Genomic DNA, 20,285 nt, shown 5'->3' with positions numbered 1-20,285 from the left:
GCTCGTTGCGTTCATCAGTCCATTCGGGTGCAAATACACGATTTTTGAGAGGTTAAGGCAAGTAGTTGTGTCACAGTGGTTTATGTGTTTCTGTGTTATTGGTAAGAAGAAACCGTGCTGCGAAATGGGCTTTTTTAGGGTGCGAAACAGGCTTTTTCGCGTGCTGATAGAGTATTTATCACACTCCGAAACAGTGCATATCGTAATGCCGAATGGCCTTTTCTGTAAAGTGATGTGAGTGCAGTGGTCGGCAGAAAGACTTTTTCTGATGTTGTGGCCAAGGTTGCAGTACTTTGAAATATGCTGTTTGAGGGCTGTCGCTTTTCTATTTTGCAAAAAATAATTGTCAAAATTTTTTACTTTGAAAAATGTATAAATATTCATTTTCAAAGCCAATTTGTGTTTTTCGTTATTCCTTACGGAAAGTGTTCTGCAGTGGTGTGTGGAGGTTGCGTATGAGGCCGTGCGGAGGTTGAGAGTTTCGGAGGAGAGGATGTTTGCAGATGGTTCTACTGGTGGGTGAATCCGAGTGACATCACGCTGATGCTCACTCCGCCTGCCTTCATCAGCTCCTTGCCGCAGGCACATACAGTGGAACCGGTTGTCACCACGTCGTCAACTATGAGTACATGGCGGCCTGCCACCCTGTCGGGACGCATCAGCCGGAAGGCTCCTTCCACGTTGTCCACGCGCTGCACACCCGTCTTGCTTGTCTGGCTCTCGGTGTTGCGTATGCGTGTTACGGCTCCGGTCACCACCGGCAGTCCCGTCACGGCAGCCACGCCGCGTGCTATTTCCTCGCTCTGGTTGTAGCCGCGCTGCATCATTTTCTCCCTGGCCAGCGGCACGGGGATAATAAGGTCGATGCCGTCGAAGAATCCGGCGGCCTTCAGTTCGCGTGCCGCAGCGATACCCATCTGCCGTCCCTGCTCAGGGCGGTTGCCGTATTTCAGCCGGTATATCAAGGCGCTCACCTCCGAATGGGGCTGATATAGCCACATGGCAGCGGCGCGTTCTACGGCTATGCGTGCCCAGAACAGGCGCGCCATCTCGTTGCCCGTCATGTCGGTCTCGTGGCCGGTACGCGGCAGACGCATGTCGCAGCGTGCACAGATGGCGCTTTCGTCCGGCGACATACGGCGGTCGCATACGGCGCATGACCGCGGGGCCATGATGTCGGTGAGGTGGCGTATTATTTTAAAAATCAGGTTCATCGCTTTCGTCTACATCGAAGTCGCCGGCCGCATCGAGACACATGCGTATGATGTTCATACCGAATCCGCGCGAGAGAGCATATTTTATGAGTTTCGAGTTCAGCTCGTAGTCGTTGCGTGCCTTTATGCTCCGGCGCTTGGCTTCGAGCATCGGACGCAAAGCTTCGGCATATTCACTGTCGTCGATGCTGTCGAGTACGGGTGCATAGATATCGCGTCCTACACCTTTCTTGTATAGTGCCATCTCAATCTTGCGTCGCCCCCATTTGTCGAACTGTATCTTGTCGTGTACGAACGAGCGGCAGAAACGTTCGTCGTCCACGTATCTCGCGCTTTTCAGACGGTCGATTATGCGCTGCTGCGCGTCTTCGTCCACCTGCCATGTGCGCAGCTTTGCGGCCATCTCGCCCGTGGAGTGCTCAGCCTTGGAGCAGAGGGCCGACAGCCGGCGCAGGGCCTGTTCTTCGGTTATTGTCTTGCGTTCTGTCATTGTCAGTGTTGTTTGTCTGATTCTGTTATGCAGTAGTTGTGGGACGGTCGGGCCGTTGCGCCATGGCGAATCGCTTGCGGCCGAACATGTCGTCGGATATGCTTATACGGTCAAAATGCTCATCTGTGAGCATTGTCAGCATCTCGTCTGCATACAGCGGGTTTATTTCGAATAGAAGCCATCCTCCCGGCCGCAGTGCCAGACGCGAGTAACGGGCAATGGCACGATAGAATTTGAGCGGGTCGTCGTCGGGTACGAACAGAGCTGTGGCCGGTTCGTGGTCGAGTACGTTGCGGCTCATCTCCGCCCGTTCCCTGTCGCAGATGTATGGCGGATTGCTCACAACGAAGTCCCACAGTCCGTTGTCCTCAGGTGGACAGAGCGCGTCCTGGCGCACTATTCTCACTTGTGCGCCGAGCTCCTTGGCGTTCTCTGCAGCCGTGGCAAGTGCTTCGTCGGCTATGTCCCACGCCGTGACGTCGGCCCCCGGTATGTCGAGCGCCGCCGTGACAGCAATACATCCGCTGCCCGTCCCTATGTCGAGAATGTTGGCCGAAGGCCTTTTCGGGTCGCGCAGCGCTGCCATAAGCTCTATGAGACCGGCTGTCTCCGGTCGCGGAATGAGCACTCCGGGGCGCACCTTGAACGTGCGTCCGCAGAAGGTTTCGCATCCCAGGACATACTGTACTGGCTCGTTTTGCAGCAGGCGCTCCGCAATTTTTTCCGTTTCACTGTGCGTTTTTTCGGATAATTGTTTATCTTTGCCCATACAAATGTCGGTCAGACTCAGACCGAAACGCTGTTCGAAGACCATGCGTGCGATGCTTTTCGCCTCGCGTTCGTCGTATGTAGGAATGAGAGTCTGCCAAAGTTCTCTGTACGTCATGATGTCTTTATCAGTGGTTTTGATGTTTTGATATGGTTTGTCTTTACCGGATTTGCCGCGCGCTTACCGCCGCTTTCCGGCCAAACGGGCGGGCCGCAAGGGCTTGCCTGCACAAAGATACTTAATAATTTTGATATGAACCAGAGCACAACAGACGAAATGTACATGCGCCGCTGCCTGCAACTCGCAGCCTGCGGACGCCGCAATGCTAGTCCCAATCCGATGGTTGGGGCGGTGATAGTTGCCGGTGGACGCATCATTGGTGAGGGCTATCACGTGCGCTGCGGCGAAGGTCATGCAGAGGTGAATGCCTTTGCTTCGGTGGCGCCGGAGGACGAACGGTTGCTGCCGGAAGCCGTGATGTATGTGAGTCTGGAACCATGCGCCCACTATGGAAAGACTCCTCCGTGTGCCGATCTCATTGTCAGAAAAGGTGTGCGGCGTGTGGTTGTGGGGTGTGTAGACACCTTTGCCAAGGTGAGCGGGCGTGGCATTCAGAAGCTGCGCGACGCCGGCATCGACGTCACGGTGGGTGTGTTGGAGCGCGAGTGCCGCGAACTCAACCGTGTGTTCTTCACCTTCAACAGCCGGAAACGGCCTTTCGTCACCCTTAAATGGGCGCAGACGGCCGACGGATTTATCGACGACCACTGCCGTCCCGTGGCTCTTTCGACACCGTTCACACGGATGCTTGTACACAAGTTGCGCGCCGAGCACGACGCCATACTCATCGGACGTGTGACCGCCGAGCGCGACAACGCACAGCTCAACGTGCGCCACTGGGCCGGGCCAGACCCTCTGCGCATCGTGATAGACCGCGAACGGCCCTTCTTCCCGGGCCTCGACTTCGACCGGCCTGTTGTTCCGCAGATACTCGACGAGCTCTATCGTCGCGGTGTGCAGTCGCTGCTGGTGGAGGGCGGAGCGTTCACCCATGGCACGTTCATTGAGTCAGGCATGTGGGACGAAATACGTGTGGAGACGGCGCCTGTAGTAGTGGGTGGCGGAACAAAGGCTCCGCAACTGCCGCAGGACATAGAGGTGACGGGCTCGAAGACCTACGACGGCAACACGATCGTAACCTATGGACACGCACGGCACAAGGACATTTAATATAAATGTAACACTTATTAAACGCCGGCGTAATAAGCAAGGAATAATTTTACATTGTGTAAAATGGAACATTAACTATATCACGACAATCTATGAGAATTCTCTTTATCGTGCAGGGCGAGGGCCGCGGACATCTCACGCAGGCCATAACAATGGAAGCCATGTTGCGCCGCAACGGCCATGAGGTGGTCGAGGTGCTCGTGGGAAAGAGCGGAGCGCGCAGTCTGCCCGACTTCTTTAGCCGCAGCATGAACACTGAGATAAAGCTGTTTGACAGTCCAAACTTCCTGCCGACGCCCTCCAACAAGCGCAGCAACCTAACGCGCAGCGTGGCGTATAACATATTCAAGACTCCGACTTATCTGAAGAGCATTCTTTTCATCCGCCGTCGGATAATGCAGACCAAGGCCGACCTTGTCATCAACTTCTACGAACTGCTCACCGGACTGACCTATCTGCTGTTCCGTCCGCAGGTGCCTCAGGTGAGCATAGGCCACCAATACCTGTTCCTGCACGACGGTTTCGAGTTTCCGAAGGGCAGCCCCGTGAGTCTGTTCTTCCTCCGCATGTTCACCCGCATCACCTGCATCGGCGCGCAGGACAAGCTCGCCCTGTCGTTCAGAAACATGCCCGACGACAGAGAATCGGGCGTAAGCGTGGTGCCGCCGCTGCTCCGACGCGACGTGCTCGACACCAAGGCGGTGGCCGGCGACTATCTGCACGGCTACATGGTGAACGCCGGTTTCGGCGAGAGCATCAACCGTTGGCACCGCAACCACCCCGACGTGCCGCTCAACTTCTTCTGGGACAAGAAGGGCGTGGGCAAGGTTTATAAGGTGGACCGCAACCTCACGTTCAATCAGATAGACGACAAAGCCTTCCTCAAGTCGCTCGCCGGATGTCGCGCCTATGCCACGACCGCAGGGTTCGAATCTGTCTGTGAGGCCATGTATCTGGGCAAACCCATACTCATGGTGCCGGCACACATAGAGCAGGACTGCAACGCCTACGACGCGAGCCGTTGCGGAGCGGGCATCGTCTGTCGCGATTTCGACCTGGGCCGTCTGCTCGATTTTTCAGCAGAATATACTCCCGACCCGGAGTTCCGCCACTGGGTGAGCTGCTGCAGTGTGCGTATGATGTCGCGCATAGAACGTGCCGCGACTGTCGTGCCGGAACATCACATGTCGCTGGCGTTCCTCTTCTCGCTACTGCCTTCGCGTTATGCGGGAGTCTGAAATGTTTTTGATAATTGTTTTCTGCTTAGTTCCGCACTAGGTGTGGAATATTAATTTTTATGTTTCTCTGTATATGTCTGTTGGCATGACAATGTTTTTGTTATGGCCCAGATGCGTGATGCTGCTCTGATTACAAAAACAGATGAATGTTTTTTGTAGGCAGTTTTCTGTGGCACTCAGATGTATATTTGTCATTTAATAAGGTGTTGTATGTACTGTATGTAAGTAAAAATAGAAAAAATAAAACAAAAGTTTTGGATATTTTTTATTTTTATTTACTTTTGTGAGTGAAAAATTGAGAGATGAATTACAATATGAGAAACACTGAATTTGAGAGGCTCTTTTTGGGCTTTTATAATAAACTGTACTATTTTACTGTACATATGGTTCAAGACAATGAGGTGGCACGAGACATCGTGAGCGATTGTTTTGGAGATGTATGGAGAAACCGGGACAATGTGAAAAAGGAGAAAATTATTGCTTATCTGTTCTCGTGTGCAAGGAATAAGAGCATCACCTATCTTGCTAAGTTCAGACATCGCGATGACATAAACAAGTACAGCAGCAGACTTGTGGTGGCAGACAGTGATGAGAACTGGAAAGAGCGTGAGATGCGTTATTGCATGGTGGAACAGGTGATGGAAACTCTGTCACCGCGCACACGTTTTGTCCTGCAGAAGTGTTATATTGAACACTTCACTTACAAGGAAGTGGCACAGATGCTCGGCATAAGCACCAACGGTGTGAAGAAGCATATTGTGAAAGGCATGTCCATATTGCGTGGAAAGGTAAGCGGTGCCGCTTAGTTGTGCTCTGTAGCAAATGTGGCGGGCTGGTTATGGCCGCAGGCAATATTTTCCACTGCCGTTCCTGATTTAAACTTTTGCTTGTGTCAGGAATGTTAGGCCTGCTGTGCTTTGTTGTATGCGTATCCGTCGCATATCTCCATGCCGCGTACGGCCGTTTATATTGTATCGGTCGTCACCATCGTGTGGTGCTGAAGGCCATGCAGACTGATTTACATTGCCACACCGATGAATAATCACCGCAAGACAAGTGCATGCTCCCTGTGCTTTTAGTAGAGTCTCATGTCTGTGTTTTTAAAGAAAACTCAGGCGACGGACTTACAGTTTTTCTTGACTTTTTTTTGACAAAATTTTTTCGCAAAAGAGATGTGAAAAAATGTTAATCCGTGCATTATACAGGCCGTTTCGGGCTGTACAGCTTTGCAGTATACTCCGCGGTGGAGTGCCGGACTGTCCGTACTGCGCTCCGATAAAGCCCGTTTCAGCCTCTGTTTTCGTCTGTTTCAGGGTGTGTTATGGTGCATATCAGGCCTCGATATGGGCCATACCGCGTGCTAAAACGGTACATTTCGCGTGATGAAAAGTTTACTCTTGAGCGTAAGTTGTTGGTATATAGTAATTTATGTAAAGCTCTTATTTCTCGCGTATTTGCGTCCGAAGAAAAGTCCGAGCGCAAATTCTCACTTATTTTTCGGGGTAGAACAGAAAACTCAGCAGAAAAAATCACAACCTGCTTAGAATTTGAAAGAGCGCGTGTTGGTCTCATCCAAACTGAAACATACAACGCTTATCCGTGACTGAAGCAGTAGCGTTTTATTTCAACCTGTTCATATCCGGTTGCCACAGACTGAGCTATGATTGTGTCGGAAAAACTTATGCTATTCTAGTTTTTTGTTTTTCGGACTATTATAAAATAGGTGATATTTTATTTGATTTATAAATTTTATTGAAATTATTTTAATAATCCGGTACCCAAACGTGGCTTTTTCAGTCATATTGTTATATTTTCTAATTTTTTGGTTAAAATTTTAATTGTATGAGAATTAGCTTAAACTGTTTTTGCCTGATCGTTTTCTTTCTGGTCTGCACGGCAAAAGTAAATGCCCAAGGGCAGAAAGTATCTCTTACGTGTAAGGAAACTCCTTTGCCAGCAGCGCTGACGGATGTGGAGCGCCAGAGTGGTTATTATCAGATTGTATTTGACCGCGAGGAGCTGGGCAGACACAAGGTGACGTTGGAAATAAAGAATAGCAGTGCGCCGGAGGCGGTGAACATTCTGTTGAAGAATCTGCCTTATTCGTCAATCGTAAATGGAAAGACTATACGGATTGAGAAGAAGTCGGCAGGCAATCAGGATAACAATGTGGCACGTGGACGTGTGATGGACAGCAACGGCGAACCTGTTGTGGGAGCCATAGTGGCGGTTGTAGGCACGGACAAGAAGGATGTAACCGATGTCAACGGATATTATTCCATAAACGGAGTGAACCCTTCTGACATACTCGAATACTCATACATTGGCATGAAGTCGTACAAGAGAAAGGCCGGTTCCAAATGCGCCAACATCATTCTGGAGGATGATGTGCACAGTCTGGGCGATGTAGTGGTGACCGGTATGCAGAAGATGGACAGACGACTTTTTACAGGTTCAACAACAACCATCGATGCTTCGGACGCCAAACTTGACGGTGTGGCCGACATAAGCCGTTCGCTCGAGGGACGCGCTGCCGGTGTGAGCGTGCAGAATGTTACGGGTACTTTTGGTACGGCACCGCGAATCCAGGTGAGAGGCGCCACGTCTATATACGGCAACAGTCAGCCGCTGTGGGTTGTCGATGGCGTGATACAGGAGAACGTTATAGAGGTGGATGCCGACGAACTGTCGTCGGGTAACGCCGAGACTTTGCTGTCGAGCGCCATTGCCGGACTCAATGCCGACGACATCGAGAGCTTCCAGATATTGAGAGATGGTTCGGCTACGTCAATATATGGAGCAAGGGCCATGGCCGGAGTGATTGTCATCAATACCAAACGCGGACGCTCCGGTAAGACAAACATCAGTTATACGGGCGAATTTACTTCGCGTCTGAAACCGAGCTATAACAACTTCAACATAATGAACTCCCAGGAACAGATGTCTGTATATCAGGAGTTGCAGAAGAAAGGATATCTCAATCCTGCCGATGTCGTGAACGCCAGCCAGAGTGGTGTGTACGGCAAGCTGGCCGAACTGATAAACTCCGGCGATGTGCTCAACACCGATGCCGGACGCAACGAGTGGCTGCGGCAGCAGGAATACAGAAACACAGACTGGTTCGACCTGCTGTTCAACACGAACATCATGCAGAACCATTCGGTTAGCATAAGTACGGGTACTGACAGAAGTCAGCACTATGCTTCGCTCAGTTTGATGGAAGACCCGGGATGGTATAAGCAGAGCCGCGTCAAGAGATATACGGCAAATATCAACTCTACCTTCGTGTTCTCGGACAAATTGAAGTTCCAACTCATTGGAAATGCGTCCACACGCCAGCAGTATGCTCCCGGAACGCTTAGCTCGGAAGTCAATCTCATCAGCGGCGAAGTGTCAAGAGAGTTTGACATAAATCCGTATTCTTATGCTTTGAACACATCGCGCGTACTTGACGCCAATGAGTTCTATACCCGCAACTACAATCCGTTCAACATATTCCATGAACTGGAGAACAACTACATTGAGCTTAATACAAATGAGTTCAAGATACAGGGTATGGTGTCTTACAAACCGATAGCTGGACTTGAACTGAACGTGATCGGTGCAATAAAGCGTTCGCAGTCTTCTTCAGAACACAATGTGACCGAGGACTCAAACCAGGCAAATGCCTACAGAGCCATGGGCAATACGATAATACGCGACAACAATCCGTATTTGTGGACAGACCCGAACGATCCGTATGCAGTGCCGGTGAGTGTGCTGCCGTATGGAGGTATCTACGACCGCAACGACTATCGTATGAACTCATGGGATTTCCGTGCTACTGCCACATATAATAAAATCATAAAGAACACTCATATCCTCAACCTCTTCGGTGGACTTGAAGCCAACTCTGTTGAACGTAACAGTTCATGGATGCGTGCATGGGGAAGGATGTACAACTTTGGTGATATAGGCAACTACGATCCTGATATGTTCGACAAACTTAAGAACGAAGGGGCCGACTATTACACGCTTAATGGAACATTGGAGCGCACAATGGCTTTCTTCGGTAATGCTACCTACTCATATAAAGGACGCTACATCGGCAACGCAACATTGCGTTATGAGGGTACGAATACACTTGGCAACAATCGCAAGAGCCGCTGGTTGCCCACATGGAACATATCGGGTGCATGGAATGCTCATGAGGAAGAATGGTTCAAGAACTTCATGCCTACGTTCTCACACTTCACGCTTAAAGGTTCTTACTCGCTGACAGCAGACCGCGGTCCTTACGACATCAGTAACTCGGTTGCCATTATCAACAGTCTCGTGGGATGGCGTCCTGTAGGCAGCGACCAGGAGACAACACTGGAGATAACCGAACTCGGTAACTCTGATCTGACCTATGAGAAGAAGCATGAACTCAGTCTTACTGCCGATATGGGCTTCTTCAACAATCGCATCAACATGGAGCTCAGCTGGTACAACCGCCGCAACTTCGATCTGATTGGCCCTATCACAGTGCAGGGCGTCGGCGGTGAAGTGGACAAGTTCGGTAATGTTGCCGATATGAAATCTGGTGGTTTTGAACTTTCACTCAGCACAAAGAATATAAAGACAAAGGATTTCGAGTGGAATACAACATTCCTTTATTCGCATCAGTATACAGAGGTTACAAACCTCAAAAATACAGCACGTGTGATCGATCTCGTACGAGGCAACGGATTTGCATTAGAGGGTTATCCTGTACGTTCGATCTTCTCAATACCGTTCAACAAGCTAACCAACGAGGGACTGCCTACGTTCAAGGTTGCAAACGGCGCGATAACAACTGATGATATCAACTTCCAGGAGTATTCTGATATAAGCTGGTTGAAGTACGAAGGTTCGAGCGATCCGACAGATTACGGATCACTTGAAAATACATTCAAGTACAAAGGATTCAGATTGAGCGTGTTTGTTGTCTACTCATTCGGCAATGTAGTTCGTCTCGATCCGGTGTTCTCAAACACATATACCGACCTCGATGCTACGCCGCGTGAGTTCAACAACCGCTGGTCTTCATCCGGAGAGGAGAACATAACGACAATTCCGGTGATACCATCAGTACGTCAGAACTTCCTTAACCCGAATCTTGAAATTGCATACAATGCATATAACTATAGTACAGAACGTATTGCAAAGGGTGATTTCATACGAATGAAAGAGATATCGTTGGACTATACTTTACCGAAAGCATGGCTCAGCTCGTTGAAACTGGAGAATGTAAATCTCAAGTTGCAGGCAACCAACCTGTTCCTCATCTATGCAGACAAAAAACTCAATGGAATGGATCCGGAGTTCTTCAATTCGGGAGGTATCGCATCACCAATGCCCAAGCAGTACACTCTCACCGTAAGATTAAGTTTCTGAAACATTAATAAAAACCGACAATATGAATAAGTTTAACAGTTCATTAATCATATGCGCTCTTCTGTCATTCACTTCTTGTAATGACTTTCTCGATGAGATGCCCGACAACCGAATAACTGTCGATACGGAAAGCGAATTAAAAGCTTTGCTGAACTCTGCCTATCCCAAGTGCTCTTATGTAAGAGTGACAGAACTGGCATCAGATAATGCCGACGATTTGAACGGTGAGGCAAACGGTTATTACGATCGTTTCTCGGAGCAATGCTTTTATTGGAAGGAAGTGACTGAAAGCGATAATGAAAGTCCGGTTATGATATGGCAGGACTATTATGCAGCTATCGGGGCTGCCAACCAGACCCTGAAATCTCTTGAGGAAATGGGAGGAGCGACAGATGAGACACGAAAAGCCATTAAAGGTGAGGCGTTGTTGTGCCGTGCCTACGCTCATTTCATGCTCGTAAACATATTTTGCCAAAATTATTCAAAACAATATAGCTCCACAGACCTTGGTATACCGTATGTCACGGAGCCGGAGACAAGCCTTGATCCAAAGTATGACCGCGGCACTGTGGAAGGTGTTTACAAGAAAATAGAGGAAGACCTGCTGCTCGGACTTTCTCTCATGAATGATGCCATATACACCGTTCCGCGTTATCACTTCAACACAAAGGCAGCCTATACTTTTGCATCTCGTTTCTATCTGTTCTATCAGAAGCCTGAGGAAACAATAAAATATGCTTCGCTGGCCTTTGGAGATAATCCGGAGAGTTATATGCGTGATTACGATGCTATGGTCTCTATGCCTACCGACGATATGCAGCCGCGCTCCATACAATACACCTCATCATCTGAGAAGGCTAACTTCCTCTTGCTGCCGGTTTACTCTACAGACCAATATTATTTCTCAGGAACTTCAACCGGTTCACGTTTCAACAACAATAGTTATATAGCACAGGCAGAGCAGTTCTTCCTCACTCCGTGGGCTCCCGAAAACGAGAGTGCACAACAGTCGCAGGCTATATTCAATTTCTATTGGTTTTATACGGCAACCTACAACAAGTGTATGTTCCCGAAACAACCTATATATTTCGAAGAGATAAACGAGAATACACATGTCGGTTTCCAAAGAACATTGGTTGTAGCATTCAAGTCTGAGGAGGCATTGCTTAATCGTGCTGAGGCTTATGCACTTACAGAACAGTATACACAGGCATTGAAAGACATTAACGTATGGACCGACAATTTCCTTGCCGACAATGTTACGTACAACACATATAAATATGATGATGAAGGCAATTACATCTATGCTACGGAACCGATCAACAAGGTTCTTACGCTGGAACGCATCCGTGAATGGGCCAATAAGTATGATTATTATACACCGGATGTGCCGCGTCCAAGAAAACATCTGCATCCAGAATGGATCACTTTGACCGAGGGCAGCGATCAGGAGAATCTTCTTCAGTGTCTGTTGTTGATGCGCCGTCTGGAATTTTTGCACGAAGGAATGAGATGGTTCGATATTAAGAGATATGGAATAAAAGTATATCGCCGCAAGATAATAACAGCTCTGAATGCTATTGAGCTTATTGACGAGATGGATTATCGTGATCCGCGTCAGGCAATACAGATTCCTTTCGAGGTCAGCTCGGCCGGCCTGCAGCCCAATCCGCGTCTGGATTCTGATAACAATGCATCGCTGACAGTGTGGAACAAGACAGGAAAAGAAATTAAATTCAACTTAAAATAAATGGCTATGAAGATATTTAGAAGATTCGCAATAATGTTTTTTGCAGGGCTGAGTCTTATTTTTTCAGCATGTTCTGAGGATGATGTCGACACAAGCTATAGTGTGATAAAGGATAGTCAGACGCCGATGAACGAACTGGACAGATGGTTGCTCGACAATTATGTGGAACCTTACAACATAGAACTGAGATACCGTTGGGAAGACAACGAGACAAGTATGGACTACATCCTTGTTCCTCCCAAATATCAGAACGCGATAAGGATGGCACGTATTCTGAAGTACATCTGCTTTGATTCATTCGATGAAGTTACAGGCAGCAGCGCCTTTATACGTGCGCATTTCCCCAAGCATGTCGATCTTGTGGGCAATCCCGGGTGGAACTCTAACGGAGGCTGGATGTCGGAAGGCAGTTATACTTTGGGTTCTTCCGAAGGTGGATACAAGATAAATCTGTGGTATGTGAATCATTTGGGAGATGTTCTTTACGAGAATTATGTACCGACAGACAGTGTGATAAGGTCAAGAGAGGAACTGAATAAAGTTTATTTCCACACCATCATCCATGAGTTCGGGCACGTGTTTCATCAGAAAGTGCCTTACTCAACGGAATTTAACCAGATTTCTGGAACAGAATATCTTGGAGGCATGTGGACCACAGCGTTTGTCAGCGAGACTGATCCTCAGATTTATGCGTTGGGTTTCGTGACAGCATACTCATCGTATAGTGCCGATGAAGATTTCGCGGAGATATTCTCAACTTATGTATGTTCTACAGAGGACGAATTCCAGGCCATACTGGATAAGGCTGGTACAAAAGGACGTAATGCAATAGATGCCAAACTCAGTTTTGTAAAAGCATATTTTTCTGAGAATTGGAATCTTGACATAGATGCTCTGCGAAACGCCGTACAAGAGCGCGAGGCAAATCTTGATAACGTGAATTTTGATACTCTAAAATAAAGAATATTATGAGAAGTACATTTTATATAATAATATCAGCATGTGTAGTTTCCTTATTCATGACATCATGCCAGTTTAAGGAAGACGATCTTTTCGATATTGATCCTGCGACACGTCAGGACAACTGGATGGCAGATTACAGACGTGTTTTCAACAATAATGAATACGGATGGGCGTTATACACTTCTCAGCCTACTTACGGCCGTCATCCTTCTGTGGCCACTTTCGCAGTGAAGTTCGACCAGGAGATGTGTACGTTCTACAGGTCAGCAGCTACAGTGTCTATTCCCGGGGCATTCGACAAGGAAAGTGTTCAGAGCACTTATTCGTTGAAGATGGACAATGGCATAGTGCTTTCATTCGACACATATAATGATTTTTTTCATTATTATGCCGATCAGTCAGAGTATTTCTCACAAGATTTGCAGGGCGATTTTGAATTCTGTCTGGACCGTTATTCTGCTAATGAAGATACCATCTTTGGTCGCGGAAAAACAAAACAGTTGCCATTCTTCATGGTGAAGATGAAGACTACTCCTGAAGAGTATCAGAGACTTTCTGATGATATCAATAATTATGTGGCAAGCAAATGCGTGATGATAATAGAAGGCGACACGCTGCAAGCTTCTTTCCTTTCAGGTTATAAGAATCTGGTTCTCTATTATCCGGATGAAGAAGGTGGTCTGACTATGGAACACATGTACTCCTATGGCAATCTTGTAGATGGCATTTATCTTATGGAGAATGTGAAATATAAGAACACTACAGTTGTGGAAATGGCACTTGACAGGGAAACCGGAATCTTCACCGACCCGCGCAGCGGAGCGAAAATACAGGGCCGTTCGCTTACTGATTACTTCATCGTCGACAGCGATTACGATAATATGTTCTTTGGATACAGCGGTCTTGGCACCTACACTCAGAAGGAATGGGATAAGGCAAGAAGTGCGATAGATGCCAGCGGAAAGTTCTCATCGGGTAGCATGGTCTACATAAACTTCGAACCTTATGGCGACGGAACCATGGATCTTGTGATAAATAAATGGTACGGATCGGACGAGGTGCACTATCCTATGGAACTGAAAAAGATTTCTGAAGATGAGATTGCCGTGCGCCGTACGGGGCCGGAGACATCCGGAAGAGATTTCAGTTTCTATGATTCAGGACTTAAATACATTGTTGATGCGTTTGCCAAGACCGACAGCTGGACAACATACAAGATTACACATCGCGAGGGAACAGGTATGAAACCTGTGGGACTGGAGCTTACGGATGTATCAAATCCTGAAAACAGTTACTACATTGAGAACAACTTCAGATACTATCATAGCAGCATCTGGGACTAAATGTTCCGTACGGGGATTTCATGGCCCCGAAGGCTCCAGACGGAAGACGCGTTGTCGCGTTCTTCTTCTGCTGTTAGAATTTGGTTTGTGCAAGACCTTTTGAAACTATTGATTATAATTAAACGATAACTCCCGGAAGTTACATTCAGGACTTCCGGGAGTTATTGTTTTTTATGTTTCGTTTTGCGATATGCGGCGTTATGTCTGATGGATGTATGCAGATAATGCCGCATTGTCGCCGCTGTTTTATTGTTGTGGAGTGTAAACGCCCAGCTCGGCTATCTTCACAGTGCCGTCATGACGTGTCACCGTCACCTTCACGGCATCGGCCTTCACCGGTGCGAAACGGTGTATCTTGACACGGCTCTGCGTCTTTGCCTCACCGCTGAAGAGCGTCTTCCACGTACCGCCGGAGCGGTATTCGAGTGTGTACTCCTTCATCACGCCGCCGTCTTCTTCGGTTATCGTCACCATGTCAATGGTCTTTCCGTCACCCAGTTCAACGCTCCACCACGGTGTCTTCACTCTCGGATTCGATGTCCAGGCGGTCACGAAGTCATCGTCGTTGGCGAAGTCCATGATGCCGTAATCGTAGCTCCAAGACGATTCGGCCGGTCTGTTCTTGGCTATGTTGCGCTCCGTTATCGGTGCGTCACACTCAGGCAGCTCTGCCACACGTCCGTCGTTCTTCCACATTTTGCCCATCTTGCGCAGCTCCTCCAGCGCATTGTCGTCCATCAGACCGTCGCGGTTGGGCGCCACGTTTAATATGAAGTTACAGTAAGCCTTGTTGTACGGCACCACGTTGTCGTTTATCATCTCCTCCGCCCGTTTCATTTTGTCTGTGGGGAACGACTCCTTCCAGAACCAGTTTTTCTGCAAAGGCAGGCATGCCAGTGCCGGCAGGCGGTTCTCGGATGTAGATATCTTCTGTCCCGCTCCCTGCTCATAGGATTTTATGTCGGTGTAGAACAGCGCTTCACGCGGATATTTCGCAGCGTTGAGATCCATCACCAGACATTCCGGCTGCAGCGATTTGATGTAACTGTATATCTCCGGGAACGACACTTCGTCGTAACTTATGCGCGACCACGGAGCGTCCCAACCGTCGATGATGAGCGCTGTGATGGGGCCATAGTTTGTCAGCAGCTCCTTCAGCTGCGCTTTTATCATGTCCGTCTTGTCGGGTGTTATCATGTTGGGACGCAGACGGTGGTGAGTGTCGAGAATCGAATAATAGAGCATCACCTTCAGTCCTTCCTTACGGAAAGCATCGACATACTCGCGCACCACGTCGCGCTTGAGCGGCGAGTTCATCACGTTGTAGTCGGTGGTCTTGGTGTCCCATATGCAGAAACCGCTGTGGTGCTTGGTCGTGAGACATCCGTACGACATGTTGGCAGACTTTGCCGCCTTTGCCCACTGCGTGCAGTCGAGCTTCCTTGGATTGAATACCGATGCCGGCAGATCGGGATCCGGCCAGTCGTCGGGTGCGAAAGTAGGAATGTTGAAATGGATGAACATGCCGAAACGCAGGTCGACAAACTCCTGCTGCAGCTGGTGCAGCGACTTCTGTTGGGCCGTAGCTGTGAGTCCGGCCATAAGAACCAACAGAATGGTCAGTATGTTTTTTCTTGTCATGGCAGGTAAGTTTATGTGTTGGTTTTCAGTTCCTTGTTATGTCGCGCTGTTATGCGCGCCGTGTCATTTTGCCTGTACGTGCGGGCACACTGTGATGCGACGGTCGTCCGTGCTGTCGCACATGTCCTTTGTTTTTTCCAGGAACGCCTTGAGATGTTCGGTCTGTCCGTGCTTGTCGAGTTCGGCCTGATTCTTCCACACCTCGTGTATGAACAGGTGGGTGCTGTCGTCGGCAGCCTGATAGACGCCGTAGTCCATGCATCCCGCTTCCTTCACGGTGTGCTGTTTGCACTCGAGGAACGCAGCCTTGAAGGCTGATACAAACTGTGGTTTTACGTGGCGGTGCAGGTCGAGCACCACATTCATTGAGTCGGCCGGAGCGCACTGTCCGTGGCATACGGCCTGTCTGTCGCAATGACCGTTGCATGCTGTGAGCATGGCTGCGGCGCAGATGGCGATGAGTGATCTGATTTTCATATCTTCAGGTTTTGTTACAGGTTATGTTATTATGTGTGTCCGGCAGTGCCGGTATATATCCGTTGTTGTACTGCCGGATGGTGCCGGCAGTCATATTATAATAATGTGTGCGTCATTTTCTGCCGAAGTCGGCCGGCACCTCTCCCCATTTCTGCGTCTCCCACTTCAGTATCGGCGTGGTGACCTGATGGGTACGGAGCCAGTTTTCGGCCCGCGCTATTATCTGGTAGAGCTGTTCGGTGCGTGGCGTGCGAGCCAGTTTGGTCTTGCACTGTTTCTTCTTCACCCACAGCATGGCGTTGTGGCTGTCGGAATAGATGCACTTTCCCTTTATGCCTTCGCGCTCCATGAGTGCCAGCGCATGCACTATGGCGAGAAACTCGCCTATGTTGTTGGTGCCGTGCACAGGTCCGAAGTGGAACACCACGGCGCCCGTGGCAAGATCCACGCAGCGGTATTCCATCGGTCCGGGATTGCCCGAACACGCCGCATCGACGGCCCATGCCTGTGCCGAAACTTCAGGCGGCAGCGGCAGAACGGTGTCGTGGCGGTAGTCGGGAGGATTAAGCGGTTGGTTGTTCATTGCTTCTGTGTGTAGTGAAAAGTGCGCAACCCGTCGGCATGCCTGTAGCATGTTGAAGAATTGCGCACTCGTGTATGATGTCAGGCAGAACCTTTACATGCGTTCCGGCACCTCGATGCCGAGCAGGTTCATGCCGTTCTTCAGCGTCTTGGCAACGTTGGCCGCGAGCACGAGGCGTACGGTCTTCTCCTTGTCGCTGTCGGCGCTGAGGATGCTATAGTCGTGATAGAACTGGTTGAACTCCTTGGTCAGCTCGTAGCAGTAGTTGGCTATGCCGCTTGGCGAATAGTCCTTACCGGCCTGCTCAACGGCCGCACCGTATTCGTTCATCTTCTGTATGAGCTCCGTCTCCTTCTGGTTGAGCGGCATGTCGGCGTCGAGAGTCTCGGGCAGAGTAATGCCTTCGGCCTCGGCCTTGCGCAGGATGCTGCGTATGCGGGCGTGGGTGTACTGTATGAACGGACCCGTGTTGCCGTTGAAGTCGATGCTTTCCTCCGGGTTGAAGAGCATGTTCTTGCGTGCGTCAACCTTTAGTATGAAGTATTTCAGGGCGCCCATACCTACTATGCGTGCAATCTCGCTGCGCTCCTCTTCGGTCATGTCCTTGAACTTGCCGAGCTCCTCGCTGGTCTGGCGTGCGTCCTTCACCATTTCGGCAATGAGGTCATCGGCATCAACCACTGTTCCCTCACGGCTCTTCATCTTGCCGTTGGGCAGTTCCACCATACCGTAGGAGAAGTGCACAAGCTCCTTGCCCCACTTGAATCCGAGACGGTCGAGCAGAATGGAAAGTACCTGGAAATGGTAGTTCTGCTCGTTGCCTACGACGTATATCATCTTGTCGATGGGGAAGTCGCGGAAGCGCATGTCGGCCGTACCGATGTCCTGCGTCATGTACACGCTGGTGCCGTCAGAACGTAACAACAGCTTCTGGTCCAGTCCTTCATTGGTAAGGTCTGCCCATACACTGTTGTCGTCCTTTCTGAAGAAAAGACCTTTAGCCAGTCCCTCTTCCACCTTTGCCTTTCCCTCGAGGTAAGTATCAGATTCGTAATATATTTTGTCGAAGCCCACGCCGAGCGCCTTGTAGGTCTCGTCGAAGCCTGCATATACCCATGAGTTCATCTTCTGCCACAGAGCGCGTACTTCCTTGTCGCCCTGCTCCCACTTCACGAGCATCTCGTGGGCTTCCTTTATCAGCGGAGCCTCGTCCTTGGCTTTCTTCTCGGCTTCTTCCTCGCCCATGCCCTCAGCTGTGTACTGTGCCTTGAGCGCAGCAACTTCTTCACGATAGTGCTTGTCGAAAGCCACGTAGTAGTCGCCAATGAGATGGTCGCCCTTCTTGCCGCTTGTCTCGGGTGTCTCGCCGTTGCCCCACTTCAGCCATGCCAGCATTGACTTGCAGATGTGTATTCCGCGGTCGTTCACGATGTTGGTCTTCACCACGCGGTTGCCGTTGGCCTCCATTATCTTTGCGAGGCTCCAGCCCAGCAGGTTGTTGCGCACGTGTCCCAGGTGGAGCGGCTTGTTGGTGTTGGGCGATGAATATTCAATCATCACCAGCGGCGAGTTCTCAGTCGCCTTGCGCTCGCCGTAGGTCGGGTCGGCGTTGATGTCGTTGAGCAGACCTATCCATGCGCCGTTGGATATGACGAGGTTGAGGAAACCCTTCACCACGTTGTACGATGCCACGCAGGCCTCGTTCTCCTTGAGCCAGCGGCCCAGGTCTTCGGCTGTTTCTTCGGGTTTCTTGTGAGATATTTTCAGGAACGGGAACACAACGAGTGTGAGGTGTCCCTCGAATTCACGTTTTGTCTTCTGAAGCTGCACCATTTTTTCAGGCACATCCTGTCCGTACAGTTCCTTCACGGCCTTGATGACCGAACTGCATAAAGCTTTTTCGATGTTCATGATTTTATGAAGATGATTGTGGATGCAAAGTTAACACAAACCTCGCAATATACAAAATAAAATACGCGCAAACATCAGCCTCACGGCATTGTCGCGTCGTCGGGCCGTCCGTTCACGCGCTGCATCTCTAAGATGTAGTGTGTGAAGACGAGCGGCGACCGTATGCGCATCTCGTCGTCGGTGATGTATTCCAGGTCGAGAAGCGTGGTGGTGTATATGCTTTCCACCATGCGTATGTCGTCAGGATTGTCGGAAACGGGATTCACTTTGAGCCGGAGATAGTCGTAGCCTTTGTGCACCAGACTCCAGTCGCCGCTAAGCGTGTAGTCGCCTTCGAAACATTCATCGCCCGAGGCGGTGGGCGAGCCGTCTATACGCCATGCCTTTATCCTCAGCTGTCCGTCCATGCTGCCGTCGGCTTTCAGGTTGTAGTATTGTTCGAGATTAAGAAAATACGCCTGATTGTTCTCTTCGTAGATGCATGGCAGGCTGTCCTGCATCACATACCATTGGCCTATCGCCTTGTCGTGATACTTCTCGTAGAGTTTCCGTGTCAGTTCTCCGTCGCTGGGCGGCTCGTCGTAGCAGGAGACGAACGTCAGCGTAGCGAGCAATATCAATATCGTCAGTGCTTTATTCATTTGCTGATATTTAATTTGTTGTCATAAGTTTTTAGCGTCCGCATCACTTCCCATGTCTGCCGGTTCGCTATCTACACGGTGCATCACTATTGTCTGGTTCAGAAATGTTACGGGTGACTCAATGCTGAGAATGTCGTCGTCAGCATGGTACAAATGGAGATTTGTGTTGCTGAAGAGAGTCAGCATGGCTGTGTCGTCTGTATCGTCCGGACTGAGATGCACTCCGAATCTGAGACGGTCGGTGTCGTCGGATGCTCTGTGGATAAGTCCCCATGAACCGCTCAGACGATAGTCTGTGCTAAACCATTCGCCTCCTGTTATAGATGGACTTCCGTCGGCTCTTTTGGCTTTCATGATCACACGGCCTGTTATTTCGCCGTTTTCATGAAACTCATAATATTGTTCCAGACTGATGTGATACAGTTTCTCGAATCGTTTGAAATAGTATTCCTGTGGTTCTTGTTTCAGATACCATTTGCCGATCACCTTGTCTGTGTATTTCTCGCGCAGCTCTACGGTTTCCTTTGAGTTTTCGTCTGTTGTTATGTAACGAGGGTCGAGGTCGCTGCATGCGGTCAGAAGAAAGACAGATATAATGAAAAATACTGTTCTCATAAAGTTGGTGCTTGGTTTATTAA

The 20,285-nt window shown here is 49.5% G+C and carries 16 protein-coding genes; 7 read left to right on the top strand and 9 right to left on the bottom strand.

Annotation, left to right across the window (positions count from 1 at the left end; genetic code table 11):
• Window positions 1-509: 509 nt before the first annotated feature.
• The 3 genes from WKT13_RS00390 to prmC are packed head-to-tail and all read right to left on the bottom strand — an operon-like array spanning window position 510 to window position 2,590.
• Window positions 510-1,214, bottom strand: a complete 705-nt coding sequence (locus WKT13_RS00390) for a ComF family protein (protein ID WP_298620290.1) — start codon at window positions 1,212-1,214, stop codon at window positions 510-512.
• Window positions 1,198-1,704: a regulatory protein RecX gene (locus WKT13_RS00385; RefSeq protein ID WP_340322394.1), complete on the bottom strand. Its 507-nt coding sequence runs from the start codon at window positions 1,702-1,704 to the stop codon at window positions 1,198-1,200. The genes WKT13_RS00390 and WKT13_RS00385 overlap by 17 nt, the downstream gene beginning before the upstream one ends.
• 25 nt (window positions 1,705-1,729) lie before the next feature.
• Entirely contained in the window at window positions 1,730-2,590 is an 861-nt protein-coding gene (gene prmC, locus WKT13_RS00380) for a peptide chain release factor N(5)-glutamine methyltransferase (RefSeq protein WP_340322393.1), read from the bottom strand.
• A 135-nt stretch (window positions 2,591-2,725) separates the two neighbouring features.
• Here prmC and ribD point away from each other — a divergent pair, with 135 nt between their 5' ends.
• The 7 genes from ribD (at window position 2,726) to WKT13_RS00345 (ending at window position 14,394) form a co-directional block, all read left to right on the top strand.
• Window positions 2,726-3,703 carry a bifunctional diaminohydroxyphosphoribosylaminopyrimidine deaminase/5-amino-6-(5-phosphoribosylamino)uracil reductase RibD gene (gene ribD, locus WKT13_RS00375; RefSeq protein WP_340322392.1) on the top strand — a complete coding sequence of 326 codons (978 nt, stop codon included), beginning with the start codon at window positions 2,726-2,728 and terminating at the stop codon, window positions 3,701-3,703.
• Between the two features lie 92 nt (window positions 3,704-3,795).
• Window positions 3,796-4,941, top strand: coding sequence for a glycosyltransferase family protein (locus WKT13_RS00370; protein WP_340322391.1), 1,146 nt, complete (start codon window positions 3,796-3,798; stop codon window positions 4,939-4,941).
• Window positions 4,942-5,243: 302 nt separating this feature from the next.
• The gene (locus tag WKT13_RS00365) at window positions 5,244-5,747 is read left to right on the top strand and encodes a sigma-70 family RNA polymerase sigma factor (protein WP_340322390.1); all 504 of its coding nucleotides are present in this window, start codon (window positions 5,244-5,246) and stop codon (window positions 5,745-5,747) included.
• A gap of 1,036 nt (window positions 5,748-6,783) precedes the next feature.
• Window positions 6,784-10,338, top strand: a complete 3,555-nt coding sequence (locus WKT13_RS00360; RefSeq protein WP_340322389.1) for a SusC/RagA family TonB-linked outer membrane protein — start codon at window positions 6,784-6,786, stop codon at window positions 10,336-10,338.
• A 22-nt stretch (window positions 10,339-10,360) separates the two neighbouring features.
• On the top strand, window positions 10,361-12,088 hold the full coding sequence (locus WKT13_RS00355; protein WP_340322388.1) for a RagB/SusD family nutrient uptake outer membrane protein: 1,728 nt from the start codon (window positions 10,361-10,363) through the stop codon (window positions 12,086-12,088).
• 6 nt (window positions 12,089-12,094) lie between these two features.
• Window positions 12,095-13,048 (top strand): zinc-binding metallopeptidase, encoded by a 954-nt coding sequence (locus tag WKT13_RS00350; RefSeq protein WP_340322387.1) that lies wholly within the window; start codon window positions 12,095-12,097, stop codon window positions 13,046-13,048.
• An 8-nt stretch (window positions 13,049-13,056) separates the two neighbouring features.
• Window positions 13,057-14,394: a DUF4302 domain-containing protein gene (locus WKT13_RS00345; protein ID WP_340322386.1), complete on the top strand. Its 1,338-nt coding sequence runs from the start codon at window positions 13,057-13,059 to the stop codon at window positions 14,392-14,394.
• A 246-nt stretch (window positions 14,395-14,640) separates the two neighbouring features.
• Here WKT13_RS00345 and WKT13_RS00340 read toward each other — a convergent pair whose 3' ends face one another.
• The 6 genes from WKT13_RS00340 to WKT13_RS00315 all read right to left on the bottom strand — a co-directional run bounded on the left by WKT13_RS00340 (window position 14,641) and on the right by WKT13_RS00315 (window position 20,262).
• Window positions 14,641-16,035, bottom strand: a complete 1,395-nt coding sequence (locus tag WKT13_RS00340; protein ID WP_340322385.1) for an alpha-L-fucosidase — start codon at window positions 16,033-16,035, stop codon at window positions 14,641-14,643.
• A 63-nt stretch (window positions 16,036-16,098) separates the two neighbouring features.
• The gene (locus WKT13_RS00335) at window positions 16,099-16,512 is read right to left on the bottom strand and encodes a putative quinol monooxygenase (RefSeq protein WP_340322384.1); all 414 of its coding nucleotides are present in this window, start codon (window positions 16,510-16,512) and stop codon (window positions 16,099-16,101) included.
• 112 nt (window positions 16,513-16,624) lie between these two features.
• The gene (locus WKT13_RS00330; protein ID WP_298620302.1) at window positions 16,625-17,095 is read right to left on the bottom strand and encodes an RNase H family protein; all 471 of its coding nucleotides are present in this window, start codon (window positions 17,093-17,095) and stop codon (window positions 16,625-16,627) included.
• Between the two features lie 93 nt (window positions 17,096-17,188).
• Window positions 17,189-19,006, bottom strand: a complete 1,818-nt coding sequence (gene argS, locus WKT13_RS00325; protein ID WP_340322383.1) for an arginine--tRNA ligase — start codon at window positions 19,004-19,006, stop codon at window positions 17,189-17,191.
• An 80-nt stretch (window positions 19,007-19,086) separates the two neighbouring features.
• On the bottom strand, window positions 19,087-19,647 hold the full coding sequence (locus tag WKT13_RS00320) for a hypothetical protein (protein ID WP_340322382.1): 561 nt from the start codon (window positions 19,645-19,647) through the stop codon (window positions 19,087-19,089).
• Between the two features lie 21 nt (window positions 19,648-19,668).
• Complete coding sequence (locus WKT13_RS00315) at window positions 19,669-20,262, bottom strand: hypothetical protein (protein ID WP_340322381.1); 594 nt, start codon at window positions 20,260-20,262, stop codon at window positions 19,669-19,671.
• Window positions 20,263-20,285 lie beyond the last annotated feature (23 nt).

The organism is Prevotella sp. HCN-7019, from assembly GCF_037890215.1.
Lineage (GTDB): Bacteria > Bacteroidota > Bacteroidia > Bacteroidales > Bacteroidaceae > Prevotella.
Note: the sequence above shows the minus strand (reverse complement) of the source record. Positions and strands in the feature narration are given on the sequence as shown.